This window comes from Clostridium beijerinckii, from assembly GCF_018223745.1.
GTDB lineage: Bacteria > Bacillota > Clostridia > Clostridiales > Clostridiaceae > Clostridium > Clostridium beijerinckii.
Window position 1 is genome coordinate 1 of sequence record NZ_CP073654.1, and the last position, 18650, is coordinate 18650.

Sequence of the window (18650 nt, forward strand, 5' to 3'; positions counted from 1 at the left end):
AATATTAATGATTTTTTATGACCTATAAAAACAACAACAATATATGTTTTCTTATTATTTTACAAATAGTTTAAATCATTTATAAAACAATAAGTTTTTAAATATAACTTTTTGATAGTGAAAATTGATTTAATATAACCTAGATATGATGTGTTTCTAAGTCCAACTATAACTTATTTATGGTACTTATGATCTAAGTATAACTTATTGATAGTCTGTTGTTGTTTTATATAGTTTTATATATATTGTTTTAATATGTTTTCGGCATAGTTGAAAGCCTTGATATATCTATGTTTCAATAGCTCAAATATAACCTTTTGATAGTCAAGTATAACTTATTGATAGTGAAAATTACTTAAATATAACCTTTCGATAGTGAACTGAACTACAGTATCTAAATCAAGTGATATCAATATTTTGCCTAGATTTTTTATAAAATATTTTAACTTATTGATACCCAATTACAAATAAGTTATATTTATAATGCGAGGTGATAATAAATGCTTAATGAGCTAAAAAGCATGATCAATAATTGGATATATCAAAGCAATAGACTGATTGAAGCATCTTATACATTAACTGTTATGGAACAGAAATTAATCAGACTGCTAGCAAGTATGATTAAAAAAGATGATGATGATTTTAAAGAGTATAAATTTAAAACCAAAGAACTAATAAAAATATTAAATACAAGCGATAGCAGATTTTATAGGGATATTGATAATATTACAGATTCCATTATGCAAAGAGTTATTAAAATAAAAGACATAAATACTGGAGAGTTTGAAAAATATCATTGGGTAGATATATGTAAATATAAAGATGGCATTTTAACATTAAAGGTAAACAAAGAATTAAAGCCATTTTATTTAAATTTAGATTGGTACACCAAATATCAATTAAAAAACATAATGCAGTTTAAAAGCACCTACTCATTTAGATTATATGAACTCCTAAAGCAATATGAAAAGATAGGAATCAGATCAATTACCATTGATGATTTTAGATGTGTATTAGATATTGATGATAAACAATACCCTAAATATGCAAATTTAAAGCAGAAAGTAATAAGTGTTGCAGTCAATGAAATAAATTCAAAGACTGATTTATATATTGAATACGAAGAAGAGAAAGCATAGATGATGATATTAACATTGTAAAAAATATTATTGGAGATATAAGCTATAGTGAAGCTTATAAAATACTTAATGCTGCTGACTATGATATTGAAAAGGTTAAGGAAAAATATAATATCATAAGTAAACTTAAAAATTTAAATAATTTAGTAGGCGCCATGATGCAGGCAATAAAAGATGATTGGACAGTAACTGAGGTTATTAATAATAAATTCAATAATTTTGAAGCAAGAACTTATGATTATAACGAATTAGAAGTAAATCTACTCGGTTGGAATAAGGAATAATGGATACATTAAATAACAAATTATGTTATAAAATAAGTTAAAAATGTTGTTACAAATTTCATAACAACATTTTTAACTTATTTTATAATGTATTTGTGATTTTAGATAGTTTTATATATAGCTAGATATCTTATTAATATAGATATCTAGTTATATATTTATCTTTTAAGCGTATAAAGAGAATAATAAATATGGAAGTTTTAATTATAGTAGAGATTAAATTGGAAATAGAAAAATAAATATTAATTATTTTCTCCATGTTCTAAAGATTCCATATACTCAATCAAATCACTAACATTTGTATAAGGATTACTTTTTACAATGTTTTCAGCAGTAATTTTTAAGTAATCACTTTCAGCATTTGGAAGTGTTTTACCTAAGCTTTCATGATATTGTTTAAGTTTTTTTAATCTAGCTATAGCCTCGTTAAGATAAGGCTTTAGTTGATCATAAACATTTTTGTTTTTATCATAGTTTGCAATATGCTTATCTAATCTTTGTTTCACATCATCATAATCCTTTAAATTAGCTGTAGTGTACTCAAAGTGCATAAGGTACCATAGCTCAAAACAAGGGTTTGATATTCCAAGTCTTATGTGATTTTTATTAGATAATATTTTAGCCTTTTGTATTTCATCTATTTTACTTTGCACTGCGTTATTATTGTTATAATTTATATCAACATCAAATACACACCAAACTCGATCTCCATCTTTTTCATTTATATCGTAATCTTTATTTTGAATTTCAATAGCTTTTTTTACTAAGTTTTCTGGATCAGTAGCTCTTCCTTTATTTTTACCTTTTGAATTTCTGTCTGCAATTCTAACATCAACTTTAGTATATTTAGAATTAAAATTTTCTAAATAAATTGTTTCAGTATCTTTACCTTCACATATAATAAGGATCGTAGGATTCTGTTTTCGCTTTTTTCTAAGCTGTTCCCTGGATTTTTCAGCAGTTCTTTTTAATCCTCCCATTTCCAATCACCCTTTAACACTGGAATTGCACCATATTTCCCTTGAAGGTAACCTTTTTCTATACTTATATTTTTTCGTAATCCTTTAAAGTCATATAAGGAATAAAGATCAGTACTTTTATCTTCCTTCTTTTCGGTAAACCAAATTTGATCACGTCTTAAAAGATCTGAATTAAGTAGGTTTGTATCATGTGTTGAAAATATTAATTGAGCGTTTTTCTTATTCACATCAGGATCTAAAAACATTTCCATGAGTTTTTTTACTAAAAGTGTATGAAGTCTGATATCAAGTTCATCGATTACAATAGTATATCCTTTTACGAGTGCATCAATCCATGGACCTAAAAGACCAAAGAATTTTTGAGTTCCATCTGATTCTTGATTAAATTCAAAAGGACAATTAATAATATTTCCATCTTTATCTTTATAATTATGAATCATCTTAATATCTATAAAATTTGAATCTTTAGCTTCACTTAATATTTTATCTTTGATTTCGGCAGGTAAGAAGCTAAGTTTTTCTGAACTTAATGCATCCTCAGTTTTCTGTATATCTATAGATACATCATCTATCCCAACATCTGCAAGTTTTATATACTTCTTAACAAGTGAATCAAATTTTTTATCCTTATGCATATTTGATCCAGTGTATGCCTCCAAACGATCATGATTAATTAAAACCTTTAAATGATTATTAAGCCATTCAAAAGGAGCTTTTGCTTTTTCATATTCCCATAAACTTTCTATAGCAATAAATAATTTATTTTTTGAGTTAAATTTATTTTTTAATTCAGATTGACGTTCTACATCAATTGTAAATGTATACTCATCTTTATTTCTAGTAAAAATTGTACTTTGTCTACCATTTGGATAGTAATATAAATATTCTTCAAAAACTTCGTCCTCGGTTACAGAAAAGCCATAAAGGTATTTTATCTCTTTATGAATGAAAATAATTTGAAATTCACTAGGTTTATTATGAAAATCTTCGTCAAGCTTGAAAGTATCAATTGGTATTTTACGACCTTGCTGCATTTCATGAGAATGACTTATAAACCATCTGAAAAACCGTAATGCTTTTAATACATTTGTCTTTCCAGAAGCATTAGCACCATATATAACAACTGATTTTAAAGCATTTTTAATTTTCTTTCCGTCTTCATATGGTAAAAGATTATCTTCAAATGAAGAGTCTTTAGATGCTACCATACTTAAAGTTACTTCATCCTTTATAGATAAGAAATTTTTTACCGTAAATTCTAATATCATTTCAATCCTCCATATAACATTTTTATAAATATATTGTGCATATACGTATATTATAACCATGTTTTTGCAAAAAAGATACAAAAATAATAAATAAAGTTCATTTTACTCGCGATTTATTTTAAAAATAATTTGACAATTCTTAATTCTTGGGTTAATATAACAGTAGAGGTAAAACAGCACTAAAAAGTTCTTTACCTTAACTATTTGCAAAATATATTAAAAAATCGATTGTAAATATCGATGTAAATTATATTGAGCAAATAAAAAAAGGTAGCGCCAACTACCTTTTAAGAGAAAACACTGATAGGCTTTCTCACACTATATTTAATAAAATCTAAGCAAATTGTAACACAAATATAGTGAAACTTCAACTTTCTATCAGAGATTTGGAGGTTTATATATGATATCAATTAGAAAATATTGTAAAAAAATTGTTCCTTCTTAGATATTTGAAATTTTCAGCTAATTAAAAACAATAAAAATTTTAAAACAAGGAAGGAGTAGACTGCTTAAGATCAGTCACACAAAGAATATGATACAATCAATAAAAAACTTAGAAATATTAACTCAATCAGTAACTATAGATATTACTGCATTATCAAGATATGAGAATGCAAAAGGTGATATCGCAAGAATAACATCAAATATTAGACTAGCAAATCCTTTAACAGAAGAAATAAAGTTTGTTTTACCTGATTGTAGTGAAGTTGGACAAGTTAAGTTTTACTTGCCTAATGGTGAACAAGCACAACAACAAGACTTTGATCCAACAAGTATAGAAAATGTTGCTCAGCTTGAATCTTTAATGAGGCAGTCATTAGATAATTTTATAGCAGCACCAACTGTTGAAGGTGTAAATTCTTCTGTTAAGACTATGGAAGAATATATGGAATTAAAGAATTCTAAACAAATAATAACAATTCCAGCAGGTCAGCAGTACTTTACATTTACTTTTAGTAAATATATAAACAAAAATCAAAACGAAGAATTTATTTTAGAAACGGCTGTTCCTTTTAATGGATTTACTATAAATCCAAGTTTACCATCATCACAAGCCAACATTATAATACTTATGCCATTCGAAATAGGTCAAGATATAACTAAAGTAATAGATGCAAACTGGACTGCACCTAATTCTCAAGTTCAACAATTAGACAGAAAAATTGAATCTGGACGAGTAATGTTATCAAAATATTGGCATGGCGATCCAGCTGTATATGTAAGATATAAGTATTAGTTTATTCTAAAAGTGATTTGCAAAATTATTATATAAAATTTTGCAAATCATATATAAAATTTAATTAGTTTTATATATTAATTATAATTTGGAGGTACTAAAAAATGAATAGATTGCGTAATTACATTAAATCGTTTGATAATATATCAAGTTCAAGTAAGCATGAGGAATATATTAACGTTAAAAGTGAAATCAAAGATAGATGTAAAAATGATAGTAGATATGAAAATGTTGATTTTATAGATTTAGAAATTGAAAGAATAGAAGAAAATATAGAAACTAAAAAGTCACCATACTTATCTATATTATATGCTTTTTTTGCGACGACTCTTTCATTACTAATTCCTAATCTTATTAATTTAAATACTTTTAACAAAGGTCAAACGGCTACTAAATCAGATCAGCTTTTTAATGTATTATTTATATTAGTAATGATAGTTTATATAGTAGTTGTTTTTATAGTGTTTATTAACAAATTAAGAAAACAAGAAGGAGAATTTCAATGTTATATTGTATATAAAAAGGTTCTAAATGAATTAAGGCAAGAGATTGAAAATAGTAATGACTAAAAAAGTCACATTAAATGTAACAAATTCCGTTACATTTAATGTGACTTTAATTAAAATGTAATATACAAACTTTCGTCATATATTAACTCCACAAATGTTTGATTATATATATTTAGGTAATTATTTTCAACTAAAATTATTTGATTTAAAGGTTATAAATTATAGCTGTTTTAGCGTTAGGATTATTAATTAAAAAATCTTTTAAATTATTATCCATGGTAGTCTACTCCTTATTAATAAGCTTTTGAATTTCATCACCCAATTGCTTTAAATAATATAAATTTGACTCATGAGCTGAAACATCAGACTCATCTTCCATGGCTTTCTTAATCTTTTTTTCTAAATTTCCTATGCTAACTACATATGATGGTTTTACTAATTCATCATCTAGTTCTAATTCTTGAAATTTTTTAACTAAATCTATAGGTTTATTATCAAAATTATATAATATTAATTTTCTTAATTCATCATTTTTATTGTTTATAGCTGATTCATATAGATTTATTAAAATAACCTTATATGGAGCTTTATATAAATCCATGCAATATATAATCTTATTTATAAATTTCTCTTCTTTTAAGCTGTTATAATAATTATAAACATTTCCAAGCATTATCATAGCAGCAAAATAGTCTGCTTTTCTTTCATTTAAATCTGGATCTATTAAGACATTATGAGAACTTTCTGTTAAGCTCTCATCGTATAATAAATGATAAACTTCATGCCAGGCTACAAAGTATTGATATACTCTTGGCTGTGCAGTATTGAGTACTGGAATTCTCTTATTTTCTTTTTTATAAATAGCCCCACCCCAAAATCTATCTTTTATTGGCAGTTGTATTAATCCTTTATCTTTTAAAATTTGAAATGCTAGTTTTTCTTCCGCTTTTACAGCATTATTTAAATTTAAATCATTGAGCAAGCGGTCTCTATAATAAATTATATCATCTTTAATTCTTAAATTTTTTTCTATTACTTGATCTAAATTTTTGCTGGTTATAAGCTCTGACATGAATTTCACCTACTTTTTAATAATATAATTCACATAAATGTAAAATATCATCTAATACATTAAACATTTCTTTGGCTTTAGGGTCATGCTCATGCTCAGTTGGAGCATTATCTGAAAAAACTGCTACATTTTGAGCGATTTTATTTTCATTGTAATTAATTATTTCTTCTAATGTGATATTAACAGTTTCTATAATTTTAGTTATATGAGTTGTAAATGTAGTCTTGTTATCAGTTTCGCCTTTAAATAGGTTATTTAAGGTTGGTCTGCTTATACCTGTTACTTTAGAAAATGATACCTTAGTATGACCTTTAGATTTCATTATTTCTAGCAATTTGGAACCTACAGCTTTTCTATTATCAAATAAATTATCTATAGTTATATTACTTGCAAAATTTTTCATGCAAACACCTCCTTAACCTTATTATATGTTAAAATGTAAAAAAAATATACAGATTGTAAAATTTTTTTTTACATTATGCTAAAAGTGGATAGATATTAGCATGTTGTAAGATTGATTAGTGTTGCAAAAAGAAAAACTTAAATTCATATTTTCAAACAAAAAAACAACAGTTGTTTTAATGTATTTAATGTATTTAATGTATTTAATGTATTTAGGCACCATTTGAGCCCAGTAAACAAGCCATTTTTTTGATGTTAAAACTACTTTTTAAGGATTTAAAACTACCTTTTAAGGACGTAAAACTACTTTTTAAGGACGTAAAACTACTTTTTAAGGATTTAAAACTACTTTTTAAGGAAAAATTTACGATAGAAATTCATTAAAAACTACCTTTTAAGGGCGTAAAACTACTTTTTAAGGAAAAAGATTTATCTATAATAAAGATTAGTAGATTCAATCATATATTTTCTATTCCTTAGGAATTTATATTCCAGTAAAATCTGTGGAGATCTTAAAAAAGGCTGATTGGATAGTTTGGGTATTTTAAAATGAATAAAAATAAAATATATGTATACAATATAATTACATTGTATTTACAAAAAACATATATTATCATATAATGTATATATAGAACTAAAAGGAGTGATATTATGGCTCAAACAACAGTTAATGTTCGTATGGATGAAGAATTAAAAAAACAAGCAGAAGCTCTTTTTGCCGATTTTGGCATGAATATGACAACTGCATTCACTATTTTTGCCAAAGCAGTTGTAAGGGAGCGTAAAATACCTTTTGAAATCACTGCAAGTGATCCATTTTATAGTGAAAGTAATATGGCAAATTTGAAAAAATCCATAACTCAGCTTAATGAAGGAAAGGGTTTAGTAGAAGACATTCTTGAGGTAGATAATAAATAAAGTATGGTCTGATGAAGCTTTGGATGATTATATTTATTGGCAGTCACAGGATAGAAAGACATTAAAGAGAATTAGTCAACTAATTAAAGATATTGAACGTAATGCGTCTAAAGCTGGTGGATATAAAATTAGATTTGTAACCATCAGCTTTTTTTTTATGAAACTTTAAACCAAAGTTTCAGTTGAAGAATATCTAAAATTTTTATATTAAAACTACTTTTTAAGGATTTAAAACTACCTGTTTGAAGATTAGTAGTTTTAATGATATTATTTATTTAATAAGACTTAGGCAAAAGCAAAAAAATAATAGACCAATATGATTATCTATTATTTCCTTTCATGTGCCTAAACTGGAGGCTCATATGAATTCTGATATTAGTATAGTTGATGAAGAGAAAGCGGAAGATATTAGTGAGGTACTTTTTAAGAGTAATACGCTTATTAAAAGTAATATTAACATCACTAGCGTGGAATATAAGATTTTTAATAAGATTTTATATAAATGCCAAATTGAGAAAGAAAATGACAGCCAGTTAAGAGCTGTTTTAACAATTGATGAGCTAAGCAGCATTGTTAAGAATAAAAAAGAAAATACAGTGAAAGCACTAACTGAAAGCTTAGAAAAGTTTATAAAAATTCCTATCAGATTTGAAAAACAAAAAAGTTATGTGATTACAACACTTATTAACAAAGTTGTGGTAGATAAAGATACTCTTAAATTTAATTGTTACTTGGATAAAGATCTTTATGAGGTTTTAATGGGGTATAAGGAGCTTGGATATTCACCAATTAATTTAAAGATGATAAGACAGGCAAATGGTTATTATACTCAAAGGTTTTATGAGTTATTTAGAGTCTGGAGCGGGCATAATAAGGAAGTTACGCATACAATAGATCAGCTTAAAGAGTGGCTTATGATTGAGGAAGGCACATCTTATGACAGGTATTTTAACTTCAAAACTAAAGTTGTAGAGCCGGCATTAAAGGAAATAAACCAAAAGTTAAATATGAAAGTGTCTTATAAAGAAAATAAAGCAGGAAGATCAGTAAAAAGCTTAACTTTTATTGTTGAAGATTTAGAGCCTAGAATATATGATTTCAGTAAAGACAAGGCTATAAATAAGCAAATTTCAATTGACGAGTTGGCTTTAGAATTAGATGATAGCTCTTATGAAGAATCTTTGTTAAAAGATAAAAAGGAAACTTTAGATGCTACTGAATACTTAAAAAAATCAGGATTTACCATAGCAGATTCAACAATACATAGACTTAAGTTAAAATATGGTGAGGTTCTGGTTTATGATGGGGTATCTATAATGTGTAACAAATCAAAACAAGGAAAGATAACAGCACCAGTTAAGTATTTGACAGGAATACTTGAAAATTTAAATAATAAATCTTTAAATGACGAAGCAGATGATTCTAAAAAGCTACGGTTTAATAATTTTGAACCAAGGCAGTATGATTATGATGATCTGGAGAGAAAGCTGCTTGGATGGGATAAGTAAAGATTAAATCCATAAGGAAATCTATTAAATTAGGTTTCCTTTTTTGGTGTTTAAGATTAAATACTATCATTCATAAAGTTTTTTGAAATTTAAGCATATTTCCCAAGCAGAATATAATAAGGGAACTAACAGAACAGATAAGTTAAACCTTTTAGATTCAATAAATTCAATCGTTAATGAAATAAAAAATAAATTTAATTAAATTTAGGTTTACAAAATTCATAGAAATATTCTTTTAGTAAGTGTAAAGCAAATGAGTTAGCTAACCTCAAACAGCTTAATAAAATTTAATTAATTAAGGAGACGATATTATGTCAAATACAAAAACTGTATATACTTTTATACCAAAATCAGAATTTGAAGCAAGATTTGGAACTGTAGCTGAAATTGATGCGGTTGTAAATTCTCATAACGCTACTAAAATAAACGCAGTTGTGTCCCTATTTGCTGCTCTTGTAAAAAAGAGTGTTCCTGGAGCTTTAGCTGTTAGTACTATACAAGGTGCTGTAGCAGCCGTATATGATGATTTACAGGCAACTATAGCAAAGTATAATTCTAAGTACCCTGATTGGTGCGTAGTAATAGAAACAACTCTAGGCTGTTCAGGTTGGGGTACTGGTAGTCCAAATTCTTCTGGTGGATATCTTACTTATGATAGAATAGTTTCTTCTAGTGGTTATGTTGAAGTTGGAGAATATTAAAATTATTTTAAAAGTTTATTTTCAACATAATTAATATATATAAAAAACAAGATTATAGTATTTATGACTATTCTCTTGTTTTTTTATATTTTTATTGTATTTAACTTGAATATTACTTAAGCCAACTTTCCTATTATAAGCCTATAAACCATTGAAATTACTAGGTTTTATTCTTTTCTGATCACTATAAGATAAATTAAGGATTAGAAGAGTTTCGCAGAAAAGTTTGGCTAATGTACGTAACAATCTCAATAATAAAAAAGGATTTTCATATACTATGTTTAATTAATATATTTATAATAATAATCAGTAATATTAAGAGAAAGGACCATTGTATGTTTGAATATATTGATTTCTTATTAAAATATTTATTTGGAGTATTATTCCTTATATTTGCTATAATGGGTATTAGCTGTTACTTTAATATATTTACAAACATTATTAATTTTAAAGTTAATAATGTGAAAAAAAAATATGTTATCCTTAATGAAAAAGAATATTTACGAATTGAGGGTATATATAACATAATGGTAAGCATATTAAGTTTAATTGATTTTTTAACAATTAGTTTTAAAGAAAATTGGATTTTTCCTGTTTTATTAACAACTACAGTTATGATAAATATTTTAATTTACTTCTCAAAAAAATTTGAAAAAGAACTTTTGGAAAATAAGGGGTAATCTATTGTGTACCTCTTTAGCCAATTTATCTTCATTTCTTATATAAAGACCATTCTAGTATGCAAAACAATGTATATAAATTTTATTTTCATATTGCTAATTGGAATTATAGACCTTTGATTGTCTGTTGAAATATAATAGCAATTTATCATTAAAATTTATATAAAATCATATTTCTATATTCAAGCCCACAAACCATTTCCTAACTTTTAAAGAAATTAAGTATAAATTTTAAAAAAGCTTTATCATGAATATTCTCTTATCTGATCAACCTTTATTCTATGTGTTTTGAGTAAATCCTACAGATAAAATGCATGTACAAAATAGGAAAAGATTTTCTTGTCACATTTTATAAAGAATACGGTATATGATGATTATGACGGATTAATACAATTGTGAGATGCAATATCATTGCCCAATGGTGCTTGCATAATGGATTGAACGAATTTGAAACAATACTGCATCTATTTCTGGTGAGAATGTGGTAAGTATTAAATTATTCAAAAGAATGGACTATATGTTAAATTTCTATTTATTTAGAAAAAGTAATGGCTATTTCCCCCTTACCAACTATTGCTATAAGATCAGCATTATTAATAAAACCTAAATTTATAGATTCATTTTCAGTATCGAATCTGTTATAAAATTTTTGATTACCAGTTGAGTCAACTATACTTAAACTTGTAATGCCACCATTTGCTTTAACAAGTTTAGCTGTAGCACGAAATGGGTTTGCTTCAGAAATGTCATAAATACCTTGTTTATAAACATCTGATTTAACAAGAGCTTTTGGGGTTTCTGTAAATGCAATTATTGATATTAAAAAAATTGCTAAAAATTTATTGATTTTCATACTAACACCTCACTTCAGTCTATTTTTTGTGTTTTTGATTAAAATATACATTCCATATAATATCCAGGTTAGCATTATTTTTTACAAAATTCTAAAGGATCAATACCCAAATAAGTTCAGTTTTACACTGTCAAGAACTGAGTGTTACATTTTTTTGTGTTGAACCATTCTAAAAGGCAAAAATTTTAGTTTCGTATCGTCACTATGAGTACTTTGAATTTATTAAAAGTCGTATGGGAGAGATTCATGTGTATGAGTTTATGAGAAAAAGGAACTAGGAAAAATATTTTTGAGGGTTACATACTTAATTGTTTCACTAGATAGTTGTCAGCATAGTATGTTTATATATATTAATTTAGAGCGTGGTTGTTATGGCTGAGATACAAAGAGAAGTTTCTTCTAAAGCTGACGCATTAATAGGATTATTAACTAATGTACCAAAAGAAATATTGGATGAGCTTGGATATAAATATCAAAGTCAAGATAATAATCTAGAACTTACTATCTTATATAGGGGTACTCCAGAACAAACAAAAGCATTCATTGAAGGATTAGGTGGAAAATTTCAAGATCTAGGATTTAATTTTGCTGTAGTTAATATACCTAGAGAAAAGTTAGAGCAATTATCATTAAGTAATGCAATTCAGTATATAGAACTGCCAAAGAGTCTGTATGAACAAGATCAGGAAAGTAATAGAGTCTCTTGTATTGCCCAATTAGCTCCTAACTTTGATGTTTCAGGTGAAGGAGTATTAGTTGGGTTTGTAGATTCAGGAATAGATTATACACATCCAGCATTTATGAATACTGCTGGTACGACAAGGATAGAATATATCTATGATTTAAGTACTGGTGGAAATATTTATAATAAGCAAATGATAGAGGAAGCAATAAAGTCTTCTAATCCATATTCGATAGTTCCGTCTATTGATAATACGGGACATGGAACACATGTTGCAGGAATTGCATGTGCTGGTGGTAACATAAACCCTATGTATAGAGGTGCAGCGCCTAATGCATCAATAGCGATGGTTAAAGCAGCAAGAGGAACTGCAGTTTTAAGTTCACAGATTATGCAGGGAATTAAGTTTCTACTAGATAGAAGCAAAGAACTAAATATGCCTTTAGTTATTAATATTAGCTTAAGTACAAATGATGGAGCTCACGATGGGAGTAGTCTATTAGAGCAATATATTAGAACGGTTCAAAGCCTAGAGAGAGTAGCTATTGTTATTGCAGCTGGTAATGAAGGAGATGCTGGACACCATGTTGGAGGCGAACTAACAAAAACTCAAAGGAAAATTTTTAATATTGCAAGTGAAGAGAAGTCAATTGTTATGAATTTATATAAGCCGATTTTACCTGATATATCAATTAATGTAATAAACCCAATGAGTCAAAGTAGTGGAAATATTACTATACGGGAAGGATACATTCAAGGAACTATAGGAAGTAATAGATATGATATATATGTATCAGGTCCAAAACCTTTTGAACTAAATAGTGAAATAAAAATAATACTTTCTGCTAGAACTGGATTTCTTGCTGAAGGTGTATGGGCATTGGAAATAAATGTTTTGAATGAATATTTAGGCGAATATTCAATATGGCTCCCAGTACTTGAAGGGCTTAATCCAGCGACAAAATTTTTAGAACCAAACCAATATAATACTTTAGGGATACCAGCAACAGTAGACAATATTATTGCAGTTGGGAGCTATAATTATAGAACTAACAATCTATCGTCGTTTAGCGGACGGGGAGCACAAAATAAAGGAGATTTAGTAAAACCTGATTTAGTCGCACCGGGAGAAGAGATAGTTGGACCAGTACCAAATGGAGGATATGATAGTAAAACAGGTACGTCAATGGCAGCACCGCAAGTTGCAGGAATATGTGCATTAATGATGCAGTGGGGGATAATCAAGGGAAATGATTTATACCTATTTGGGCTAAGATTGAAATATTATTTATTAAAAGGTGCTCAGAGAAGACGTACAGATGTAACGTATCCCAATCCATTATGGGGCTATGGAGAAGTATGTGCACTTAATAGTTTCAATTTACTTCAAGCTGACTTAAATTCTATTTTATCTAGGCGATATGTAAAACATAAAGAAGTGATAGTAACAAATAATACTCTTAGAAAATATAATATTATGAAAAAAAATAAAAAGAGGAAATCTATGAACAATAGAAGTAATGGAAATGGTAAATCAAACACTGGCGGATTAAAAGTTCAGTGCTTTTGGGGCAATGACTATATTCCAATTAATGGAGTTAAGATAACTGTTAGAGGAACAACAGGTTCTGAAAATGCTAATAATATTGAATTACTTACAAATGTAGCTGGATTAACTCAAGTAATAGAATTACAAGCACCACCTATAGAATATTCTTTAAATCCAAATAGTAATCAAACACCGTATAGCTCATACGATATAACTGTTGAAAAAGCTGGATTTAATCCAGTAGTAATAAGGGGATGTCAGGTATTTCCTACACGAGTTGCTTACCAAATAGTTAATTTAGAAAGCAATTTAGGAAGAGGAAGTATGAGACAGGAAGTTATAAATATACAACCACCTGTATTAAATGGAAATTATCCACCGAAAATACCAGAAGATCCTGAGAAGCCACTACCACCACCAACATCAGGAGTTGTATTACCCGAGCCTGTAGTTCCAGAATATGTTATTGTCCATCAAGGAGTTCCAGATGATCCATCAGCACCAAACTATAAAGTACAGTTTAAAGATTATATTAAAAATGTTGCTTCATGTGAAATATATTCAACTTGGGCAGAGTCAGCATTAAGAGCAAATATTTTTTGTATAATATCTTTTACATTAAATAGAATTTTTACTGAGTGGTATAGAGGGAAGGGTAAGAACTTTGATATTACAAGCTCTACAGCTTATGACCAGGCATTTAATTATGGCAGAAATATCTATGATAATATAAGTCAGATTGTAGATGAGGTTTTCTCCACCTATGTGAAAAGAACTGGAAAGAAGCAGCCTCTTTTCACCCAATACTGTGATGGAAAGAGTGTTACTTGTCCGCAATGGTTAAGCCAATGGGGAAGTCAAGAATTAGCACAACAAGGTAAAGCACCATTTGAAATATTAAAATATTATTATGGAAATGATATTGAATTAGTTACAGCTGAAAAGGTTGCTGGACGCCCAATGTCATATCCAGGATATAATTTAGTCATTGGAGAATCTGGTCCAGAAGTAAAGGCAATACAAGGTCAATTAAATAGAATAGCTAGAGATTACCCACTAATTCCCAAAGTTGCAGAAGATGGGCTCTATGGACCGAAAACTGCAAAAGCAGTAAAAACATTTCAACAAATATTTGGATTGCCACAAACAGGAATAGTTGATTATGCAACGTGGTATAAGATATCGGATGTTTATGTTGGAGTAACAAGACTTTCAGAACTTACTACTACTGAATCAAGTCGAATAGTGAGACAAAATATGTTTATACCTCCAATTATACCTGGCTTGGATAATAAAAGAGGAATTCCAAAATTTTATTATTAAATAAATTAAGATAAAAAAATATTTTTTTACGCAATTCTAAAATTGAACAAATTGTAGATAGTATAAGTTAATCATGTAAAAAATTTGAAAGGATAATCTTAATGTAATGTGTGGAGTGATTACAATCGCTACATTAAGTAGTTATTTAAAGGGAGAAACAACTACTTCTCCAGTGCCGAGCACTATCCCAATATCTCCCTCATGAAGAGTGCCTAGTTTTACAATTTCATCCGTTTCATCTAAGTGTATAAATTGCATAAGCTTACCGATACTATCAGCTGTTATTAAGGCTGCAGTGGCATTTTGAGTTATAATTTCGCAGGAACCTCATATCAATTGAACAAAGAAAGTGAATAGATACCTTGTTTATAAGTGGTTGAAATAGGGAATATTTGTTGTTCTGGAACTTCAGCAATTGGAGATGGTTGTATTTCTGCAATTATAGTAAAGGTGAATATATATTAAAAATTTCTTTATTTTCATAATATATACTCCCGTTTATTATTATTTTGTTTTTTTATTGAATATATATTCCATGTATAGCTAAATTATTCAAACTATAATTAGTTATATTGTTTTTGAAGTATTGCTTTATGCAGAGTAAATTCGTGGTATTTTTTATACGTAATACTATACTACAGCACTGTGCAGATAAATAAGAAGTTCAAAATACGATAGCGAAGCTAAATACGGCAAGGGTACACGCCCTGGATACTATAAAGGTTATAAACTACACTGTATTGCAGCAGTTAGTGATATTATAATTCCTTTATATTTTCATTTAACAACAGCCAATGTTTATGACAATCAAGTCTCAGATTTACTATATGAAGCTAAAATTTATAATCCATTTTTAGTGCTTGCAGATGCAGTATATAATTCAGTAGAATGGTTTGAAATTGCTTCTAGCTTAGAATTTAATTTATTAACTGATATAAATATACGTAAGGCTAAAAGTATTGAGTTGTTTACTGATAAACGATATGAAAATGCTTTGTTTATTCAATCTCATATCGGATCCAAATTATATAAAAATAGATTAAAAATAGAGCAATTATTCTCTGTATCAAAGGGATTATATAACTTAGAAAACCCAAGACTTTATGGGTAAGCCTGATACGGACGTCATATAAAGTGGGTATTATTAGCATACTTAATAGATGAATTTAATAAAAAGCAGCAAGGGATAAAAACTAGAAAATATCCTTGAAATCTATAATTTCTTAGATAATTATTTGTAAAAATTAGTTATTCAACAACCTAGAATACTATATCATAAATGTATAAGATAGTTATACATTATTTACCCCTTATTAAATAAATAATAACCACTATTTAGAATGATCTATTATCCACTAGTATATCATTCTTTTTATTTATAGAAATTCATAGATTTAAGAGATAACTAATGCCAATAAGGAAGTAATAGGCAAGCTTATTATTGCTGCAGTATTTATATAAAAGTGTGTTGATATTGCATAGTCCCAGCTGCAGGTTATTTTATTAAAGCTAGCCTATTACCTTGATTTTAACTCGCTTACGCTCAAGCAAATGAAAAGAAGTACAAGCTGTAACAAGACATTTAAGCATTTTTTATAAGCTCTATTCATCTAGTATAAATTACCTGAAAGTATCGTCTTATAGCTTGTACTTCTTAATGTTTTTATGGCCTGCGGCAGCAATGAATAAATTTATTAAGGAGCACTGCGTGCTCCTTTGTGGCTGAGCCACTCCATAGTTTTTGCTTATTTTTCTACGTAAGTAATTATTAATATATTCATATACATCTGATTAATCATATATGCTTATTCCTATAGATACATTAGTTACTACTATATACGTATTTTTTAAAGGATAAGTTATTTTATTCAGTAATTCTCTGGGCGCTTAATCCATCACCCAAAAAGGGACAGGTCATACAGCATATATCTCTAAGCATATAGGAGTTTTCCGGCAAGCTCCAACCTCCTATATACTAAGAGCTATTATGCATTAGACTAGTCCCTTGTTTGGGTACCTGATGGGCGCAGAAGGCAAGTACACTTCGCTAAATAAGTCGTTGTCCCGATAATGTCCAAGCTAAAATAATTAAAGATTATGATATTATTTTTGTTATTAGATTTTACTTAAGAAAATGTAAAAATGATATTGTATTCTTTATATTTCAGCTAGAACACTTCGGGAAACGTTATTTAGCTAAATGTACAGGCTATCTTGACATACATTAAATTATTTTGTGCCACAAGGGCAAAATCAGGCTTATAGAGAAGATTTAAGGTGAATTAAAGAAAGAACATTAGAGAGAGTAGGTCAGGCAAGCTGACAAGGAAATTGGGGACTTGGACCTGCCCTCACAAGTATAGGGGAAAATTTTCCTGAAGTGCGAGGGCAGGCCCATCTTATACAGGCCTGCATGCGAGTCCCATTATGGGCTCGCTTTTGTCTTTCCGCTCGTTGTGTCCTATAGCAAAAAATATATTTGAAATTTAAAGAATGTAGATATTTTTAGCTAAAAGACACAACTTCGCTTCAATCCAATCGCAAACTCCATAAAGGAACAAGCCGCAGGCTAGTACAAGACCGCCCCAATTGTGAATAGAATTGTAACTATTATAGAGAAAGGGTGAGATAGTTTTAGTAGAAACTTGGATGATGTATATTTTGACAGTAATGGAGCACAAGCTAGTTTATGTGAATTGCTTTGCAAGCAAGGATTAAGAGAGCATAAATCGTACCAATAAGGTAAAGGTATAGGTGTTTTTGGAACACAAGTCTATCATAATAAGTGTTATATATAAAGACACGCTGCGCTTTTGCTCTTTACATATAACACTTATTATGAGGTATAGTCTTTGTCAAAAACATGCCAATGGCTTGTCCAGTTATGCAGGTTCTCAAGGTTGTCCACTTTGGACAATAAAAAGGGGCAGGGACTAGAATTAATCCCATTCATTTTGCAGACATTTTTGCCAATGTGAGCATTTTTCATGATAATATAAATCAGTTTTTTGTGCTTCATCTTTGGATAAAAAAGAAAGCCATTGTTTGTAGTGAGTAAGTGAATTGAAGCTTTCTTTAGTAGTAAGCCATTTGGTAAATGTAAAATATCTCATGTTAAGACCTCCAAATCTTTATATTATAATTATTCCCTAAAATGGGAACATATATTCTGTATTGCTTGCACCAAAATGTATTATTTTTGATACCAATTATTGTATATAATCTGGTTATATGGGCACAATATAGCAAAGTGTAATAATTATCAAAGGTTCTTCCAAACATACAATAAACGTGTACTTATGGGGGCACCAAAGGAGGGGAAAAACATGCCAAATGAATATAGGCCTAAGAAAGTAAAACCGCCAACTAAGCAAGCTCATTTTGAATGTGAAGTGCTATTATATACGGACTTTGAAAAATATTGTTATGGAAATGGAAAAAGCGTTGCCGAGTCCCTAAGGGCATATATGAAAATGTGTTTAGGTAGATAAAATTTCAACATAAGGTATTCCAAAATGGATACCTTTTTTTGTACCAAAAATTGT

17 protein-coding genes and 1 pseudogene are annotated in these 18650 nt (G+C 28.4%); 12 read left to right on the plus strand and 6 right to left on the minus strand.

What is annotated here, in order from left to right; translation table 11 throughout:
* Positions 1–500: 500 nt before the first annotated feature.
* A complete protein-coding gene (locus KEC93_RS26050) occupies positions 501–1139 on the plus strand; it encodes a replication initiation protein (RefSeq protein WP_241394874.1) in 639 nt (212 codons plus the stop codon).
* 158 nt (positions 1140–1297) lie between these two features.
* Positions 1298–1423, plus strand: coding sequence for a hypothetical protein (locus tag KEC93_RS26810; RefSeq protein ID WP_274597765.1), 126 nt, complete (start codon positions 1298–1300; stop codon positions 1421–1423).
* A gap of 242 nt (positions 1424–1665) precedes the next feature.
* On the opposite strand, the gene KEC93_RS26055 is transcribed toward KEC93_RS26810, so the two are convergent.
* Complete coding sequence (locus tag KEC93_RS26055; protein ID WP_077869037.1) at positions 1666–2403, minus strand: RloB family protein; 738 nt, start codon at positions 2401–2403, stop codon at positions 1666–1668.
* Positions 2391–3671 (minus strand): AAA family ATPase, encoded by a 1281-nt coding sequence (locus KEC93_RS26060; protein WP_077869038.1) that lies wholly within the window; start codon positions 3669–3671, stop codon positions 2391–2393. Before KEC93_RS26060 ends, KEC93_RS26055 begins: the two co-directional genes overlap by 13 nt.
* A gap of 532 nt (positions 3672–4203) precedes the next feature.
* Between KEC93_RS26060 and KEC93_RS26065 the strand changes: the two genes are divergently transcribed.
* Both KEC93_RS26065 and KEC93_RS26070 read left to right on the plus strand, forming a co-directional pair.
* On the plus strand, positions 4204–4908 hold the full coding sequence (locus KEC93_RS26065) for a hypothetical protein (RefSeq protein WP_077869039.1): 705 nt from the start codon (positions 4204–4206) through the stop codon (positions 4906–4908).
* Positions 4909–5012: 104 nt separating this feature from the next.
* Positions 5013–5477 (plus strand): hypothetical protein, encoded by a 465-nt coding sequence (locus KEC93_RS26070; protein ID WP_077869040.1) that lies wholly within the window; start codon positions 5013–5015, stop codon positions 5475–5477.
* A gap of 223 nt (positions 5478–5700) precedes the next feature.
* Here KEC93_RS26070 and KEC93_RS26075 read toward each other — a convergent pair whose 3' ends face one another.
* Both KEC93_RS26075 and KEC93_RS26080 read right to left on the minus strand, forming a co-directional pair.
* Positions 5701–6489: an ImmA/IrrE family metallo-endopeptidase gene (locus KEC93_RS26075; protein WP_077869041.1), complete on the minus strand. Its 789-nt coding sequence runs from the start codon at positions 6487–6489 to the stop codon at positions 5701–5703.
* A 16-nt stretch (positions 6490–6505) separates the two neighbouring features.
* The gene (locus tag KEC93_RS26080; protein ID WP_207715214.1) at positions 6506–6892 is read right to left on the minus strand and encodes a helix-turn-helix domain-containing protein; all 387 of its coding nucleotides are present in this window, start codon (positions 6890–6892) and stop codon (positions 6506–6508) included.
* Positions 6893–7542: 650 nt separating this feature from the next.
* Between KEC93_RS26080 and KEC93_RS26085 the strand changes: the two genes are divergently transcribed.
* The 5 genes and pseudogenes from KEC93_RS26085 to KEC93_RS26105 all read left to right on the plus strand — a co-directional run bounded on the left by KEC93_RS26085 (position 7543) and on the right by KEC93_RS26105 (position 10698).
* A complete protein-coding gene (locus tag KEC93_RS26085; RefSeq protein ID WP_077869042.1) occupies positions 7543–7809 on the plus strand; it encodes a type II toxin-antitoxin system RelB/DinJ family antitoxin in 267 nt (88 codons plus the stop codon).
* Positions 7802–7927: pseudogene (locus tag KEC93_RS26635) on the plus strand (type II toxin-antitoxin system YoeB family toxin); the annotation flags it as partial. The gene KEC93_RS26085 and the pseudogene KEC93_RS26635, both read left to right, overlap by 8 nt.
* A gap of 244 nt (positions 7928–8171) precedes the next feature.
* Complete coding sequence (locus KEC93_RS26095) at positions 8172–9317, plus strand: replication initiation protein (RefSeq protein ID WP_077869044.1); 1146 nt, start codon at positions 8172–8174, stop codon at positions 9315–9317.
* Between the two features lie 311 nt (positions 9318–9628).
* Positions 9629–10018 carry a hypothetical protein gene (locus KEC93_RS26100; protein WP_077869045.1) on the plus strand — a complete coding sequence of 130 codons (390 nt, stop codon included), beginning with the start codon at positions 9629–9631 and terminating at the stop codon, positions 10016–10018.
* A 461-nt stretch (positions 10019–10479) separates the two neighbouring features.
* Entirely contained in the window at positions 10480–10698 is a 219-nt protein-coding gene (locus KEC93_RS26105; RefSeq protein ID WP_139357403.1) for a hypothetical protein, read from the plus strand.
* Positions 10699–11230: 532 nt separating this feature from the next.
* On the opposite strand, the gene KEC93_RS26110 is transcribed toward KEC93_RS26105, so the two are convergent.
* Complete coding sequence (locus tag KEC93_RS26110; RefSeq protein WP_002582491.1) at positions 11231–11551, minus strand: hypothetical protein; 321 nt, start codon at positions 11549–11551, stop codon at positions 11231–11233.
* 371 nt (positions 11552–11922) lie between these two features.
* Between KEC93_RS26110 and KEC93_RS26115 the strand changes: the two genes are divergently transcribed.
* Both KEC93_RS26115 and KEC93_RS26120 read left to right on the plus strand, forming a co-directional pair.
* A complete protein-coding gene (locus KEC93_RS26115) occupies positions 11923–15105 on the plus strand; it encodes a S8 family serine peptidase (protein WP_077869047.1) in 3183 nt (1060 codons plus the stop codon).
* A 655-nt stretch (positions 15106–15760) separates the two neighbouring features.
* A complete protein-coding gene (locus KEC93_RS26120) occupies positions 15761–16216 on the plus strand; it encodes a transposase (RefSeq protein ID WP_276517175.1) in 456 nt (151 codons plus the stop codon).
* A gap of 1828 nt (positions 16217–18044) precedes the next feature.
* On the opposite strand, the gene KEC93_RS26125 is transcribed toward KEC93_RS26120, so the two are convergent.
* Positions 18045–18218 carry a hypothetical protein gene (locus KEC93_RS26125; protein WP_172462720.1) on the minus strand — a complete coding sequence of 58 codons (174 nt, stop codon included), beginning with the start codon at positions 18216–18218 and terminating at the stop codon, positions 18045–18047.
* A 213-nt stretch (positions 18219–18431) separates the two neighbouring features.
* Between KEC93_RS26125 and KEC93_RS26130 the strand changes: the two genes are divergently transcribed.
* Positions 18432–18596, plus strand: coding sequence for a hypothetical protein (locus KEC93_RS26130; protein WP_172462721.1), 165 nt, complete (start codon positions 18432–18434; stop codon positions 18594–18596).
* The last annotated feature ends 54 nt before the right edge of the window (positions 18597–18650 follow it).